At 43.4% G+C, this 16,772-nt stretch carries 16 protein-coding genes and 1 other RNA gene; all 17 read right to left on the reverse strand.

Translation table 11 applies throughout. From position 1 onward, the window contains the following. Positions 1-294 precede the first annotated feature (294 nt). The 17 genes from FPZ44_RS25180 to rpoE all read right to left on the reverse strand — a co-directional run bounded on the left by FPZ44_RS25180 (position 295) and on the right by rpoE (position 16,559). A complete protein-coding gene (locus FPZ44_RS25180; protein WP_144995242.1) occupies positions 295-561 on the reverse strand; it encodes a pro-sigmaK processing inhibitor BofA family protein in 267 nt (88 codons plus the stop codon). Then, complete coding sequence (locus FPZ44_RS25185) at positions 561-890, reverse strand: DUF2508 family protein (RefSeq protein ID WP_261378553.1); 330 nt, start codon at positions 888-890, stop codon at positions 561-563. Before FPZ44_RS25185 ends, FPZ44_RS25180 begins: the two co-directional genes overlap by 1 nt. Positions 891-1,049: 159 nt before the next feature. Further along, entirely contained in the window at positions 1,050-1,646 is a 597-nt protein-coding gene (gene recR / locus FPZ44_RS25190; RefSeq protein ID WP_144995244.1) for a recombination mediator RecR, read from the reverse strand. A 118-nt stretch (positions 1,647-1,764) separates the two neighbouring features. Beyond that, on the reverse strand, positions 1,765-2,076 hold the full coding sequence (locus FPZ44_RS25195; RefSeq protein WP_144995246.1) for a YbaB/EbfC family nucleoid-associated protein: 312 nt from the start codon (positions 2,074-2,076) through the stop codon (positions 1,765-1,767). A gap of 35 nt (positions 2,077-2,111) precedes the next feature. Then, positions 2,112-3,857, reverse strand: a complete 1,746-nt coding sequence (gene dnaX / locus FPZ44_RS25200; RefSeq protein ID WP_144995248.1) for a DNA polymerase III subunit gamma/tau — start codon at positions 3,855-3,857, stop codon at positions 2,112-2,114. A gap of 113 nt (positions 3,858-3,970) precedes the next feature. Beyond that, positions 3,971-5,062 carry an ATP-binding protein gene (locus FPZ44_RS25205; RefSeq protein WP_261378559.1) on the reverse strand — a complete coding sequence of 364 codons (1,092 nt, stop codon included), beginning with the start codon at positions 5,060-5,062 and terminating at the stop codon, positions 3,971-3,973. 246 nt (positions 5,063-5,308) lie between these two features. Next, positions 5,309-5,575, reverse strand: an RNA gene (gene ffs / locus FPZ44_RS25210) — signal recognition particle sRNA large type. A 135-nt stretch (positions 5,576-5,710) separates the two neighbouring features. Further along, positions 5,711-6,289, reverse strand: a complete 579-nt coding sequence (locus FPZ44_RS25215; RefSeq protein WP_144995252.1) for a hypothetical protein — start codon at positions 6,287-6,289, stop codon at positions 5,711-5,713. Then, on the reverse strand, positions 6,289-7,275 hold the full coding sequence (locus FPZ44_RS25220; RefSeq protein WP_144995254.1) for a helix-turn-helix transcriptional regulator: 987 nt from the start codon (positions 7,273-7,275) through the stop codon (positions 6,289-6,291). Before FPZ44_RS25220 ends, FPZ44_RS25215 begins: the two co-directional genes overlap by 1 nt. 142 nt (positions 7,276-7,417) lie before the next feature. Then, on the reverse strand, positions 7,418-7,615 hold the full coding sequence (gene rpmE / locus FPZ44_RS25225; RefSeq protein ID WP_028594973.1) for a 50S ribosomal protein L31: 198 nt from the start codon (positions 7,613-7,615) through the stop codon (positions 7,418-7,420). Positions 7,616-7,803: 188 nt separating this feature from the next. After that, positions 7,804-9,072 carry a radical SAM family protein gene (locus FPZ44_RS25230; protein ID WP_144995256.1) on the reverse strand — a complete coding sequence of 423 codons (1,269 nt, stop codon included), beginning with the start codon at positions 9,070-9,072 and terminating at the stop codon, positions 7,804-7,806. A 35-nt stretch (positions 9,073-9,107) separates the two neighbouring features. Beyond that, positions 9,108-10,400 carry a transcription termination factor Rho gene (gene rho / locus FPZ44_RS25235; protein WP_144995258.1) on the reverse strand — a complete coding sequence of 431 codons (1,293 nt, stop codon included), beginning with the start codon at positions 10,398-10,400 and terminating at the stop codon, positions 9,108-9,110. Between the two features lie 268 nt (positions 10,401-10,668). Then, positions 10,669-11,916, reverse strand: coding sequence for a UDP-N-acetylglucosamine 1-carboxyvinyltransferase (locus tag FPZ44_RS25240; RefSeq protein WP_144995260.1), 1,248 nt, complete (start codon positions 11,914-11,916; stop codon positions 10,669-10,671). A 313-nt stretch (positions 11,917-12,229) separates the two neighbouring features. Further along, a complete protein-coding gene (gene fba, locus FPZ44_RS25245; protein ID WP_144995262.1) occupies positions 12,230-13,084 on the reverse strand; it encodes a class II fructose-1,6-bisphosphate aldolase in 855 nt (284 codons plus the stop codon). Between the two features lie 234 nt (positions 13,085-13,318). Next, on the reverse strand, positions 13,319-13,714 hold the full coding sequence (locus FPZ44_RS25250) for a response regulator (protein WP_144995264.1): 396 nt from the start codon (positions 13,712-13,714) through the stop codon (positions 13,319-13,321). A gap of 285 nt (positions 13,715-13,999) precedes the next feature. Next, on the reverse strand, positions 14,000-15,601 hold the full coding sequence (locus tag FPZ44_RS25255; protein WP_144995266.1) for a CTP synthase: 1,602 nt from the start codon (positions 15,599-15,601) through the stop codon (positions 14,000-14,002). Between the two features lie 406 nt (positions 15,602-16,007). Continuing rightward, the gene (gene rpoE / locus FPZ44_RS25260) at positions 16,008-16,559 is read right to left on the reverse strand and encodes a DNA-directed RNA polymerase subunit delta (RefSeq protein ID WP_144995268.1); all 552 of its coding nucleotides are present in this window, start codon (positions 16,557-16,559) and stop codon (positions 16,008-16,010) included. Positions 16,560-16,772 lie beyond the last annotated feature (213 nt).

The raw sequence follows: 16,772 nt of genomic DNA on the forward strand, positions 1-16,772 counted from the left end.
CATTTGTAATGCTGACGAAATTCATTGCTGAATTTCTTATATCAAACGTTTCACTCGTTGTTCAGTTTTCAAAGAACAATTCGGCTCAGATCACTCATCTTTCGATTCGTTTTCTTTCGCTCTCGTTCGCCGTGTTTCTCAGCGGCGACTCTTATAATATATCATGTTGTCGTTTCAGTGTCAACATCTTTTTTCAAAAACTTTTTCGTTGTCTTTCGACATCGTTTGTCTTTGTTTTTTTGTTTCGTCCGAAGCGACGTTTATTAATTTATCATACACAAGCCACCTCGTCAACTATATTAATACTGCCATTTTAAGGAATACAATTCCCGCTAAGCCAGGCACCCCAAATAGCCCTACTGTTATTAGGGTAAGAGGGTTAACAGCAACCTCTACATCCATCCCTAAACCTGTCGAATTAACTAAATACAACATAACAAACGCACCGATAGCATGAAGCATAAACCAGGACATCCCCCTACGTGCTTCTTTGTTTCGTAAGAGCATCCCCATTAAAAGCAGCAAGGAAACAGCCAGCACAACGATAACAATCAACCTCATTACGAGCACCTCTTTATCAATTGGCGATAGGCATTCGTTCGAAGATTGTTCTGCTTGGCCCTTTTCAGCAACATAGCTAATCGCTTCTCCGATGCTTCCATTGTACAAATTGCATAATCCGTTTCGTCCATACCAAGAGCATATTCGAATCGTACCTGAGCTTGCTTCCACTCCATAAAAGCATCATCAAGTTCCTCAATTAAACGCTGATGCTCGAGCTCGAGTTCCGCGGCTTTCGAATGATTTGCTTGCAAATTTGAATCAGTATGCCTTTTTACTACCTTCCGCAACTGTTTATTAAGATTGTCCCACCAAATCATGTTGAACATACCAACACCTCCATAAGCTCGTCTACTTTAAGCTTATGGATGAAAACTTCTATATAGAACGAAAACCGATACATGGATTCATAACAGAATCTACGTACCGGTTTATATTAGCGTATTGCACATAAACAGCATATAAGCACCCAGACAACTAAAGGCTATCTATAATTCACGACGTCCTTCTAGCGCTTTTGATAACGTAACCTCGTCTGCATACTCCAAATCTCCGCCCACAGGCAATCCGTGCGCAATACGGGTCACTTTAATACCGAAAGGACGAACAAGGCGCGATATGTACATCGCAGTTGCCTCACCCTCGATATTCGGATTTGTCGCCAAAATGAGTTCCTTTACTCGTTCGTCACTAAGGCGTTTTAGTAATTCCGCCAACTTGATATCTTCAGGTCCAATACCCTCCATAGGAGAAATCGCACCTTGCAGCACATGATAATGCCCTTGGAATTCCTTCATTCTCTCCATCGCCACTAGATCTTTCGTTTCCTGCACAACACATATAACAGAAACATCCCTTGATTTGTCCTGACAGATTCGGCAAGGATCTGTATCCGTAATATTGCAGCAGACCGAACAGTAGGTTAGATTGCGTTTGACGTTGACCAACGCCTTAGCGAAATCAATCACGTCATCTTCCTGCATGCGAAGCACATGGAAAGCAAGACGAGCCGCTGTCTTGGGTCCTACCCCTGGAAGGCGCGAAAATGCTTCAATTAGCTTCGCTATCGGTTCTGGATAATACATAATCCCGCTCCCTCTTGAACTTGTCCATGATACAAAATAGTGGTGCCCTGCATCCAAGATGGAGCGTGACACCACTATGGTCGTTCATTCATTTAGCATTGCACCTAATACCCCTGGATTAGAACAATCCTGGAATTTTCATACCACCTGTGAATTTAGCCATATCATCATTAGCCATATCTTCTGCTTTAGTCAAAGCATCATTTACAGCTGTGATGATTAAGTCTTGAAGCATCTCAATATCGTCTGCATCTACTACTTCTGGCTTGATATTAATGGAAAGAACTTTTTTGTGACCATTTACTTCAACGGATACAGCGCCGCCACCAGAAGTACCATTAGAGATTTTGTCAGCCAATCCCTCTTGTGCCTTCAACATTTGCTCTTGCATCTTCTTAACTTGCTTCATCATTTGATTCATATTGTTCATCGCCGTATACTCTCCTTTATTCTCCAATTAGAATGTTATTCTTTTATGATAACGAGTTCTTCTCCAAACATCTGGATAGCCTCGTCAATCCACTTTCCCTTTGTATCCTCTGCCCCTTCTTGTTCTAACTGAAACGCTTCACTCGGAGCATCAGAAGGTTTATCCGTCACTTCCCAGTCTTTGAGCATCATCGTATCCAAACGATAAGGCTTACCCAACACTTCCTGCAGCACACGCTCAATAACCTCGCGATTGGAAGGCTTCTCAGTCGTGTCCCGATGGATGGTGTTCTTGAATGCAACCAATAGGCCATCTTCAAGTATAGATACCGGTTCACCATTAACGAGCCATGCGTGGATGGTTACACCCACTTCTTTAACTCGTTGGAGTACTTGACCCCACTGACCACGAACTTGTTGGAATTGCGGACTGTTGCGATTTGCTACATATTGTTCGAACTGCGGCGGCTTTTTAGCATGTACAGAAGCTCGAACATTTTGACGAACAGCAGCGGCCGTACGCTCACGTGTAGAACTTGCAGCGGACGATCCCTCCGTATGAACACCTTGCTTCAAAGCATCATTTAACTTACTTTCAAGTGCGGCCACTTGGCGTTGAAGCTGTTGAACAATACCAGAGGCTTCAACAGGAACATTCCCCGTTTTCGCTGCCGATGAAGAAGCCGATACTGTACCTGAACGTTGAGTCGCTATATGCAATAGCGCAACTTCAAATAATGTCTGAGGCTGTGTTGCATACTTCATTTCTGTTTGATAACGATTTAACGTATCAATGACTGCAAATAAGTCCGAAGCACCGTATGACTCAGCAATATCACGGAACGTATTGACTTGTGTCAAACGTTCTGTCATCACTCCCCCATCAGGCACCAGCTTGACCATTAGCAGGTCACGGAAGAAGTATAACAAACTTTCCATGCATTTGTCCGCACTTTTACCTTCTTGCATCATCTGTTCAATTACAGTTAGTACGGTTGCTACATCTTGCTCACGAACTGCTAGAGCCAACTTAGCGAACTGCTCCTCAGGCATGCCCCCTGTAATATCAAGCACTTGTTGATAAGTGACACGCCCATCTGTAAAGGAAGCCGCTTGATCTAATAGGCTTATTGCATCACGCATGCCGCCATCGGACAATTTCGCAATATATTCTAAGCCGTCTCGATCCGCTTCAATCTTTTCTTCTGAACAGACTTGTGCCAACCGATCTACTTGCTCTTCAAGTGATACTCGACGGAAATCAAAGCGCTGACATCTCGATATAATTGTGGCAGGAAGCCGATGCGGCTCCGTAGTTGCCAAAATAAACATCACATGCGCAGGAGGCTCTTCCAATGTCTTCAATAGTGCATTGAAAGCCTCGGTTGTCAGCATGTGTACTTCATCGATAATGTACACTTTATGACGAACTTCGGTAGGAGCGTATTTAACTTTCTCGCGGAGATCTCGAATTTCTTCGACACCACGATTAGACGCAGCATCAATCTCTACGACGTCCATAACAGCTCCAGCTGTGATACGTCGGCACGCTTCACATTCATTACAAGGCTCAGTGCTCGGACCACGTTCACAGTTAACCGCCTTGGCTAATATTTTGGCCGCACTCGTCTTCCCCGTTCCACGCGGGCCGCTGAACAGATAAGCATGCGAAAAGCGCTGCTCCCGCAACGAATTCTGTAGCGTTTGAATTATGTGCTGCTGGCCAACCATGTCACCAAATGACTGTGGCCGCCATGCGCGATACAATGCAATATGACCCATACTGTAACCTCGAAACGTTTATACTAACATCACTTCATGCGAAGCTTGTTATATTATACTATATCACAATTACAAAAAAAACAGCCACACCCTCTAACACCTGTTATTGGGTATTAGTAAGGTATGGCTATTGTAAAGGTTGTGCCGTATCCTTTGGATGCAACACGGATGCCGCCTCCCATATCAGAAATAATTCTCTGACACACGGACAATCCCAATCCAGTTCCATTGGGCTTTGTTGTAAAGAAAGGATCGAATATTTTGTCTACAAGGAATCCCGGAATCCCTGGCCCAGAATCGTGTATATCTACCAGAACGCACTTACACGATTCGTCTATTTTCAAATAGATCGACAAATGCCCTCCATCAACCATAGCCTCAATTCCGTTCTTGGCTATGTTAAGGAATACTTGCTTCAGCATCTCCCGATCAGCTACTACAGGCGGTAGCGGCACTGTATGGACTACACGAACATCCACATTATGCATAACTGCTTCATTTCGAATAATGGGAACAATCTCTTCCATTACCTGTTCAATACGAAGCTGTTCGATGTTTAAATCTTTAGGCTTGCTCAAAAGTAAGAACTCACCCACTAATTCATTAATACGATTCAATTCGGTAAGCATAATATCGGCGAACTCAACTTCTTTGTTCATCCCGCGTTCCGTTAGCGTCCTTTTGAACATTTGAAGGAACCCTTTAATTGAAGTTAGCGGATTACGGATCTCGTGAGCTGTACCAGCAGCAATTTGCCCAACCATAGCCAATCGATCATTTCGTTGAACCTGCTCTTCTAACGATTTGAGATTAGTAACATCCTTAAATAGTACATATGCCCCTAAAATCTGACCATCTTCACATCGAACAACATTCGAATCCATTAACAGCTCATGACGGTAGGTTCCATTCTGCCAGGAAAAAGCATAGTTAGTAGCAACCACTCCCCCTAGCAGCGATCGCTTGATCGGATGATGCTCCTTCGGCATCGCTCCAAACAACTCGTTGATACGGTGATTCACCACCTGCTCCCGACTCCACCCTAACAATTTGCAAGCCGTATCACTTATATCAACCAGCCTAAATTGAAGATCTATGAGCAGCACGCCTAAATTGACATCACGTAAAAACGTATCAGCAAAACGCTGTAACAATGTCACAGCATCTCGTTCACCAGTAGTAGGAGATCTTCGCCCTTCTGCCAACTTCGAGACAGCTTCTTCCAGTGGTGTTATAGGTCCGTTATGCACGCGCTCACCCCATATATATATTCATTGAAGTGTATGTTCAATGATGCATGTTCACTCTGTAGAAAAACCTCTCACCAAGCTTCATAGCATCATTATTCTTATGTATCTTTCTCTCACAATCAGTGCCCATCATATATTTACATATAAAAAAACACCGAGCAATATCGGTGTCAACGCGCTAGTCTAAATTATAAGATAGAACCGTGCACCTGTTATTGATAATTGCGATCCAAGCGGCACTCCTATGCGACAGCTCAGGTTAGGCTTCCCTCCGGCACATACGCTAACTTACTTATGGCTGCTTCCTTCCGGACCTGACCAGGTTCATAAGCGCATATTGCGAAGGACCAAACCGTCAACACCACACATAGGCTCCAGCCTCACATCGACAAAACCTCTAACAGGAATTCAACCTCGCTACAGCGGATTGCGAGTTACAGGGCACCGCTACCTCCCCGTCTAGCACGGCAAGACCTAGTATAGACTATTTACAGACAAGTTGCAACTCAAGTTAAACTTTAACAACCTAGCCGGCCTATTAATAACTATTAGAGAGTCATATAATTGTAGACTCATCATAGCCATTTCGACTCCAGAGTTTCCTTAGCCACTTAGTTCCAATGATTTTTTGTGAGACAATGCATGCAAGCTGTACCAAGTCGTACTTATCAAAGCTGTTATTCCCCCCGCGACTAAGTAACCATTCCATGTCATACCCGAGGTAGAATACACAGCTTTTAGAAGTATTGAGCTAACTAACGTAGCTAAGGCGAGTAGGATAACGTAGGAAGTTCCATTCCAATGCATTGCATTTTCACGAAATACTACGGCGATAATAAACAAATGTAGACAAGCAAACAAAGCGATGAGCATACATAGAACGATAAGAGGAATATATTCCGATAATTCTCTTGGAAGCCCCAGATCTGGCCATGCACTCTGAACCATTTTCAAAATGAACCGAATCATCCCTACCATAAGTAGAGAAACGAACGCACTAATTAAAGCACTAGCCCAATTCGGCATACTGTCCTTGGTCCTAAAGCAACGTAAGGCAATAAATTGTACTGCGCCATACAGAATAGCCAAACCCAGAAACAAGGCCACCACTTCCATTGGATATTTGAGGTTCACTAGATCCAACAGAAATCCAAGTGACATCTCAATAATCTTTTCCCACATCAAACTTCCTCACCACGAATCACTTCGAAATCTAGATTAAATGGATCGTCCGGCAAAGTCTGATCCTCATTTATAAAAGAGTCGGTAGTGGGAACCGATTGATCCACTTCTTCGATTCGAATACCATCAACCCAAACTTGACCTTCCCCGCTCAATATAACGCCGAACGCAATCGCTTCAGCTAATGGGTCGACATCGAGCACAACATCATACTGTGCCCAGTCCTTCGTACCCACTACTGGTCGATTCATCATATTATCAAAAGCCAATGGCTCCTCATTCTTACCATCCACACGCATCCACAAACCAGCCATTTGTGCTTCTTTCGTCTTCAGAAATCCAGTTAGTCGCAATCGTTTACCTTGATATTTTTTCGCCTTAAACATTTGCATCAACGTTCCAAATCCTTGTGGATTAGCATTAGCTATCCCTTTAACGGTTGCGGATACTGTGCCGCGATGCACAACTAGTCGATCCAACTCAGCTTGATATTGGTTAGGAAACATCCCTGTAAACAGCCATCCTACGGGAAGCTTACTCTGCACATTCTGTATTTCCTGTTGTTCTACATATTCATTGTAGCTTTGACCAGAACCTGTCTGATGTTCATTTTTAGACATATAAGAACCAACCTCCTCCTGTGTCCGTTGAAACGGCCTAAATCCACTACGATACTGCTGCGGAGTCATTTGATACTGACGCTTGAACGCCCGAGAGAACGAATCTTGTCCAGCAAAACGATACTCTAAGGCAATGTCCAATATGCGCTTGTTCGTCGAAAGTAATTCCATTGCCGCCAAGGTCAATCTCCGCTCCCTAAGATAGGCAGATGCACTAATACCGACATGCTCCTTAAAAATTCGATGAAAATGGAACCTTGAAACTGCTGTATGCTGGACAACGTCTTCGAACTCCACATCTTCTTTTAGATGAAACTCCATATAGCGTATCGCTTCTCGGACCCACTCTTTATGTTCCACCCACATGAACAGCACCTTCTCTCGATCAAATCCACAGCATTATCATACAAGATTAGGAAAAGATTGTTTTGACATTTTGTGCTCACTAAAAATGGGCAAAAAAATAAACTCCCCTGCATATACACACAAGGGAGTTTGTTCATATAAATTACATGCCGTATTTCTTTTTGAAACGGTCTACGCGACCACCAGCATCCAAGAACTTCTGCTTACCTGTGAAGAATGGATGGCAGTTGGAGCAAACCTCTACTTTAAGGTTTTCCTTAACGGAACCTGTTTCGAATGTGTTGCCGCAAGCGCAAGATACAGTCGTTACGTAGTATTTCGGTTGAATTGCTTCTTTCATCGAATTCACCTCTTTCCGCCCTGAGCCCTTTGCGTTCTCAGAGTTATAAATGACACATAGATGGATTATAGCACACCGATATAGGGTACGCAACTTGCATTTTTATATTGAAAGACTTACGTTTTCCGTTCCATTTACTCAATGTTATCGGAAACTCATTTGCAAAAAATGAAGGGAATGCAATCCCATCAATACTTTGCTTTCGCCCGCTGTAATAATTCAGGAGGAACATGCGAGTAAGATCCAATGACGACATCTGGAAGCTCTTCCTTAAAAATATCGATCATAGTCTTCATACCGAGAATATCTCCTTGTGCCTTAGGAATGAGTTCCAAGTAGCTTTCAGGGTCAATATTCAAGTTACGCATTTGGATGAGACGAAGCTTCGTGCGACGAGCAAATTCGACCATCGCTTCAACTTCTTCTTCACGATCTGTGACACCAGGGAACACAAGATAGTTAATAGACGTATAAACACCCTGCTCTGATGCGTAGCGGAGTGATTTCTCGACATTAGCCAAATTGTAAGCACGCGGACGATAATAAGCATTGTAATGATCGTCCAAAGCACTAATTGTGCTCACGCGCATTAAGTCTAGCCCTGCATCAACAATACCGCGGATATGATCCGTTAGACCGGCGTTTGTATTGATATTGATGTAGCCCATATCTGTTTGACGTCGCACTTCTTTAATCGCTTCAATAATAATTTTAGCCTGAGTAGAAGGTTCACCCTCACAACCCTGACCAAAGCTAATGATCGATTCCGGTGTCTTCAAATGTTCCATCATAATCTCTACAACTTCATCAACCATCGGTCTGAAGTTCATACGTGTCTGCGGAGCAGGGAAACCACTATCATCCGGTTGTTCCGAAATACATCCATAGCAGCCAGCATTGCATGAATAAGATACCGGTACCGCCCCTTCCCAACGTTGTAAAAAGGTGTTGGAAGCAGTCAAGCACTCATATTGCAGTGCGCAATGTGACAAATGTTGATATAAGCGATTTTCAGGATAGCGCTCTAACAATTCAGACACTTGCACACGAAGTTGTCTCGTATCACAATTCAACGGATCCCACTTATGAGGGTCATCTGTTGCATGAGCTGCCACATAAAATCCGCCATCTTTCCAGACGACAGCCGTGTAACCAAACAGCGGCAATTTCTGTTCCTTATCTGTCTTTACATAGCTTGGTATGTGCAAACGAGTATAGCCTTGTGGTAGCAAAGCTCCTACCGCCTGTACATCACCTGGTATAACAACCATTTCACCTGTATCTGGGTCAAGCCCAACGGGACGAGTGCTTGGCAAACCTACAAGCGTAGCCCCTTCCGGCAAAGGAATTAGCTCATCTTCAAATATTTCTACAATCATTTCCCCGCTACGGGCTAGTCCGATCAATTGATCATGATCGTACATATTCCCATCTTGGTCAGCATATACTACATACATTGTCAGCAAGTCCTCCCTATATTTCGGTACATACGTCAGCTGACAGAGGAACTGCGTGTACGGCGAGTTGGTGTTGGATTGGTTTCCTTAGAATCTAATGTCGCTAGGAACTCTTCATTTGTCTTCGTGTCACGCATACGTCGAATAAATTGATCAACGAACTCTGGCGATTCATTCATGTTTTTACGAACCGACCATAGTTTGTCCAATTCATCCTTCGTCAATAACATTTCTTCACGACGCGTTCCAGAACGACGAATATCGATAGCTGGGAAAATACGACGTTCAGCCAATTTGCGATCCAAGTGAAGTTCCATGTTGCCTGTACCTTTAAATTCTTCATAAATGATATCGTCCATACGAGAACCTGTCTCGACCAAAGCTGTTGCCAAGATCGTCAAGCTTCCGCCCTCTTCGATATTTCTAGCCGAACCGAAGAAACGCTTAGGACGATGGAAAGCAGCAGGATCGATACCACCACTTAGTGTTCTACCAGATGGAGGAACAACTAGGTTGTAAGCACGCGCTAATCTAGTAATGCTATCAAGCAAAATAACAACATCTTTCTTGTGCTCCACAAGACGCAAAGCACGCTCTAGTACTAGCTCAGCTACTTTAATATGGTTCTCAGGCACTTCATCAAATGTAGAAGCGACAACCTCACCTTTGACGGAACGCTGCATATCCGTTACTTCTTCCGGACGCTCATCAATAAGCAATACGAACAATTCAATATCAGGATGATTCGTCGATATGCTATTCGCAATCTCTTTCAATAGCAATGTCTTACCTGCCTTAGGAGGCGCTACAATAAGACCACGCTGACCTAATCCAACAGGAGCAAGCATATCCATAGTACGAGTTGAAATCTTTTCAGGGGTTGTTTGCAGTACGAGCTTTTTCTCCGGATATAGAGGAGTCAAGGCAGGGAAGTGCAGACGCTGTGAGGCTTCATCCGGATTTTCACCATTAACCGCATTAATCTGCAGTAGTCCAAAATATCTTTCGTTTTCTTTCGGCGGACGACATTTCCCGGAAACGAGATCACCAGTACGAAGATCGAAACGACGGATCTGTGATTGGGAAATATAAATGTCCTCTGGGCTTGGTAAATAGTTAATAGGGCGCAAGAATCCAAATCCTTCAGGAAGAATATCCAAGACACCTTCCATAAACATAAAGCCGCCTTGTTCTGCTTGCGCGCGTAAAATTGCAAAAATAAGTTCTTTTTTCTTAAGTTGTCCGTAGCTAGGAATCTGTAACTGCTTGGCTAGCTTATACAGCTCCGTCAATTTCTTCGATTCCAAATCGGAAATTTGCAAATCCATGAATACAACTCCTATTCTATTCAAGAAATAACATTGATGTCTAAGTGAAAACGAGAATGAATTCCACTAGCTGCTCTGTTCCTACTATTAGAGTGCCGAATAAATTCATCCCAAATATAAATCTTATGGTAGTCTGGATTCGTGAAGGGAATAACGGGTACCTATTCGCCTAGTAGATTTTCAATCATTCTGAGAAGAATGACAGGCACAATAGAATGAACAGCGTAGACTATTTATATATGATTACCCGTAATGTGAAAATTTATTCTTATTCCCTCCATATTTCTGCGCCCAGCATAGTCAAGTTAGAGACAAGATTATCATACCCGCGGTCAATAAACTCGACACCCAACACTTCGGTAACACCGTCTTCTACAAGTAATCCCGCGATAACCAATGCCGCCCCAGCGCGCAAATCGGCGGCCTTGACTGTAGCAGCATGCAACTTAGAGCGTTCAATAATAGCTGAACGTCCTTCTACACGAATCTTAGCTCCCATACGCATTAGCTCAGGGACGTATTTAAAGCGGTTACTGTAAACATAATCCGTTAGCATACTTACACCTGATGCCTGTGTAAGCAAACTTGCCATAGGCGACTGCAGATCAGTAGCAAAGCCAGGGTATATTAGTGCTTTGACATCAATAGGCTCATAGTTCTCCTTGCCAATGACACGAAGCGATTCACCTGATTCAAGAATCTCCACACCCATTTCTTCCAACTTTGCAGTCAATGCCTCCATATGCTTCGGAATTATATTATCAACGAGAAGATTACCTCGTGTCGCCGCAGCAGCAATCATATAAGTTCCCGCTTGGATACGGTCTGGAATAATCGAATGACGACAGCCATGCAAACTGTCAACGCCCTCGATACGAATCGTACCTGTACCGGCACCTTTAATCTTCGCCCCCATCGCGTTAAGCAATGTGGCTACATCTATAATTTCAGGCTCTTTAGCCGCATTTTCAATCGTTGTTATGCCTTTAGCTCTTGTTGCCGCCAGCATTATGTTAATCGTAGCACCCACACTCGCTACATCCAAATAAACTTTAGCTCCGCGAAGTTCTTTCGCATAAATATGAATCGACCCATGATCATTCGTAACCGTTGCCCCTAATGCTTCAAATCCCTTGATGTGCTGATCGATAGGACGCGGTTCGAAACTGCAACCACCAGGCATACCAATTGTCGCTTCTCCAAATCGTCCTAATAAAGCGCCCATCAAGTAATAAGAAGCTCTCAACTTCTTTACAAGACCATTGTGCATAGGTATAGAAATCATACGAGAAGGATCAATATGCATCGTATTCCCGTCCCAGCTTACGTCCCCGCCCAATTCAGCAAGGATTTCGCTGTACGTTTCTACATCGCTAATCACTGGCAAGTTTTCCAATACTACTTTTGTCTCTGCCAAAATAGCAGCCGGTACGAGCGCAACTGCACTATTCTTAGCCCCACTAATCTGCACAGTACCGCGCAACGGACGACCGCCCTGAATCATTATCTTTTCCATAGTTGTAAAATGCTCCTCCTACGCCTTGCATACCTGCTTACCCAGATTGCTCGAAATAATAACTCATATCGTGATCACGGCAACATACTTCTACGATACAACACAACGGAACCCATTACGCACATGTAACTGATTGTAATTGTTCCGTTCTCCAGTCTTCCCTATGAATTCGGTATCTCTACCTATATCTATACAATTGTACTACAATAACTAGCTTTATGAAAAATGTTAGATAAGTAGAAAATGGGAAGAACACTGGAACGTACCAGTGTCATTCCCATATCCGTTAACGTGCGAATGCGATCATCGCTTGTTATGCTTGGTTGCTGCTTCCGAACAAACGGATTTTTTCACGAACGACTTCAACGATAGATTCACGCGCTGGAGTCAAGTATTTACGAGGATCGTAAACCGTTTCTTGCTTAGCAAGAGATTCACGGATCGTCTTCGTGAAGGAAACTTGGTTCTCTGTGTTTACGTTGATCTTACCTACGCCGCATGCAACAGCTTTCGTGATTGCGTCGTCAGGAACACCGGAACCACCGTGAAGAACGATTGGAACTGGAATCTTGCTTGTTACAGCTTCCATAATATCAAAGTGAAGCTTAGGCTCGCCTTTGTACATACCATGAGCAGTACCTACAGCGATTGCCAAAGCATCAACGCCTGTCTCTTCATAGAAGCGGATTGCTTCTTCTGGATCAGCCAATTGTGCATGCGCTTCATCAACTGTCAAGTCGTCCTCTGTACCGCCGATTGTACCCAATTCACCTTCAACGGATACGCCCATAGCGTGTGCAGCTTTAACAACTTCTTTAGTCAAGCGGATGTTATCTTCGTATGCATGGTGGGAACCATCAAACATAACGGAAGAGAATCCTGCACGGATACACTTCATAGCTACTTCAAATGTGCTACCGTGGTCAAGGTGCAATGCGATTGGCAAGCCGGATTTCTTAGCAGCTGCTTCAGCCATTGCTACAGTGTACTCGATACCCATGTACTTCAATGCACCTTCGGAAACACCGAAGATAAGTGGGGAGTTCTCAAGCATACCAGCTTCTGTGATAGCTTGTACAAACTCAAGGTTGTTGATGTTAAACTGACCTACAGCAAATTTGTTTGCTTTAGCTTTAGGCAGGAATTCGTTCATCGATACTAATGGCATGGTTACTTCCTCCTATGGATTGTCGTCTGTTTCTGTTAAGGCTAGCCGACATCTTTACAGTCGTTATTATACCACAATTGCACATCAAAAAATATACAAACTCTTGACAGCAAACGAAGTTTAAAGTCGACTTTTGCCAAGGAGTATATGGTTAAAATGACCGTTGTTATATATAGATGGATATTAACCCTAATTATCTCATCAAACTGTATCTAAGTATGCCATTTATAGCGCTTACGAAGATATAGATACCGACGAACCTGAAGAACGCTCTAGTGTCATATTGACAGCAACACGCATTTCATCAATATCAAACGGCTTCGTAAAATGCATCAGTGCTCCAAGATCACTCGCTTCCTTGATCATATCGAGTTCACCATAAGCAGTCATCATAATGACATTTAAGTCTGGCTTCATTTCTTTGATTTGCTTCAGTATTTCAAGGCCATCCATGCCGGGGATCTTCATATCAAGCAGCACAATGTCTGGTGTCTCGTTGCGCACAATTTCTAAGGCCAACTTGCCATTGGATGCCTGATAGGTTAAATACCCTTCGCTGCTGAACACTTCCATGAGAAGAACACGTATACCGTTCTGGTCATCTACGATCAATACTTTCTTCTTATCCAACTGGTACCCCTCCCATTGTGTTTCACGAACGAGCAATGGTAGCCAAATGACTATCCCTCGCTTGCCTCACCATATTATCTTCATGATGGGCAAAAACGTCGTAAAAGTACATATTCGCGTCTTCCCTTAAAATTCCTTCTTTGAAAAAGAAATCGCTTAAAGTTTCCAAAACAATGCGAAGGAACATCATTATTGTTAAAAAGCCTATGTAATAAAAAAGCGAGTGCATGCCCTAATAACGATCAGGCAAACACTCGCTTCCGCACTATATATTTGGTTCAATAATTAACCGCGGTTCTTAATTGCAGCTTTGACGAATTCACGGAATAGTGGCTGTGGACGGTTAGGACGGGAGATAAATTCCGGATGGAATTGAACCGCCAAGAACCACGGATGGTCTGGAAGCTCCACAATCTCAACAAGACGTCCATCAGGAGATGTACCTGAGAATACAAATCCTGCACGTTCCATTTGCTCACGATATTCATTGTTGAATTCGTAGCGATGACGATGACGCTCGTATACAAGCTCATCCTTGTAGCAATCCATCGCAAGTGTTCCTGGTTGCACTTTGCAAGGATACAAACCAAGGCGCATTGTACCGCCAAGATCTTCAATATCCTTCTGTTCTGGCAAAATATCAATAACAGGGTACTCTGTAGCTGGATTAATCTCAGAGCTGTTCGCACCTTGAAGACCAACAACAGAACGAGCGTACTCGATTACTGCCACTTGCATACCCAAGCAAATACCGAAGAATGGAATCTTGTTCTCACGTGCATAACGAATCGTAGATACTTTACCTTCTACACCACGATCACCAAATCCGCCTGGTACAAGAATACCGTGAATGCCGCCAAGTTGCTCAGCTGCATTCTCGTCAGTAATTAATTCTGCATCAACCCAACGAACTTTAACATCCGAGTTCGCTTCAAAGCCAGCATGAGACAATGCTTCTACAACGGACAAGTATGCATCATGCAACGCAACGTATTTACCCACGATTGCAATCTCAACCTGCTCTTCGAGCGACTTAACACGATCAACAAGCTGCAACCAGTCACCCATATCCGGTTCTGGTGTTTGAAGCTTCAAGTGATTTACAACGATGTCATCCATACCTTGATCACGAAGCATCAATGGCACTTCATACAAAGTAGAAGCATCTTGGCATTCTACAACTGCATTTGCATCAATATCGCAGAATAGCGCAATCTTCTTCTTCATTTCTTCTGTGATTGGTACTTCTGTACGCAATACAAGCATGTTCGGTTGAATACCGATGCTGCGCAATTCCTTAACGCTATGCTGCGTCGGCTTCGTTTTCACTTCGCCCGCAACTTTAATGTAAGGAATAAGCGTTACGTGAATGTACATCACATTTTCACGGCCTACATCACTCTTGATTTGTCGAATCGCTTCTAGATAAGGCAAGCTTTCGATATCACCAACAGTACCACCGATCTCTGTAATGACTACATCAGAACCGGATTCTTTGCCTGCACGGAACACACGCTCTTTAATCTCGTTCGTAATGTGAGGAATAACCTGAACAGTACCACCCAAGTATTCACCGCGACGCTCTTTGGAAATAACCGAAGAGTACACTTTACCTGTAGTTACATTGCTGTTCTTAGAAAGGTTAATGTCAATAAAACGTTCGTAGTGACCCAAATCGAGATCCGTCTCTGCACCATCGTCCGTCACGAATACTTCACCGTGCTGGTAAGGACTCATAGTTCCAGGGTCCACGTTAATATATGGGTCAAACTTTTGGATTGTAACTTTCAATCCGCGATTTTTGAGCAATCTGCCCAGGGATGCAGCCGTTATCCCTTTACCCAAAGATGATACGACGCCGCCCGTTACAAAAATATACTTTGTCACTGGTGAAACCCTCCTATGATCAAGTGCATTCATGACAAGTCCTCGGGAGGCTTTGATTGCGAATCAGGTTCGATGCCATTTGATGCATGTTGTTATCGTAACCCATTTGCAGGTGAAAAATTGATGCTGGGGAACATGAAATTTATCATGCCTCCTTCGCTCATTTCCACAAATCAATACCTATAAAAAACAAAAAAGTGACTCCCGTGGTCACGGGGCACTTTATACTCACAATATATATATAATTAATAGATAAATCCAAAGCCCATATGCTAGTTTACTCGTTAGGTTGTCCAATGTCAAGGGAAGGTGAACGGGAAAAAATAAGTATAAAAAAGCCATCCAACTTACAGAAGCATCAATGCTCCAGTAGTTGGATGGCCCGAGAACAGACAAGGCTTACCGCCTATGCTTTCTCTTCTTCCTCGTCGTCATATTCGTCCTCAGAGTCTTCATCTTCCGATGCTTCCTCGTCTAGATCTTCTTCTTCAATCATGACGTCTTCTTCTTCTTCTTCTTCCACTTCAGAATCTTCGTCTCTGAATGCATCGTCGCTGTCATCATCTGCGAAGTCGAAGTCGTCATTGTTATAGGAATCGTCTTCCTCTGTGTAGTCATCATCCTCTAGATCATCATCATCATCATTGATAATGCGTGGACGCTTCGTACCGCCTGTAATATTCTCATCAGCACGGTCAACTGGATACCAGCGTTTCAAGCCCCACATGTTGCTTCCTACACAAGCGAATCGACCATCGATATTAATCTCGGTATATAGCTGAGCGATGACATCAAGAATTTGCTCCTTTGTCAATCCACGAAGCTTCGCTACTTCATTCATAAGGTCACGGTAGTAGAAAGGCGTGTTGGCTGCTTTCAATATTTCAAAAGCAAGATCCACCATCGGCATTTCTTGTACTTTGTCGGGATCCAGCTTCAATTCCAACGGGGTGCTCATACGTACACATCCTCTCGCAAAAGTTCAATAAAACACTGCTTTATCTACAAACATATCCATGTTCACACCTTAGTAAAACCGATTTGAAGTGAAAATGCAAGTTTTCTTATTACAAATGAGCCGATATGCCAATCTAGGACCATTTGCGCTTAATTTCGTCAAAAAAAAGAAACGCGAAGGCTCCCCTTCGCGTTCGACTGTATCCGCGCCGGA

The sequence above is a fragment of the Paenibacillus agilis genome (assembly GCF_007786455.1).
Taxonomy (GTDB): domain Bacteria; phylum Bacillota; class Bacilli; order Paenibacillales; family Paenibacillaceae; genus Paenibacillus_B; species Paenibacillus_B agilis.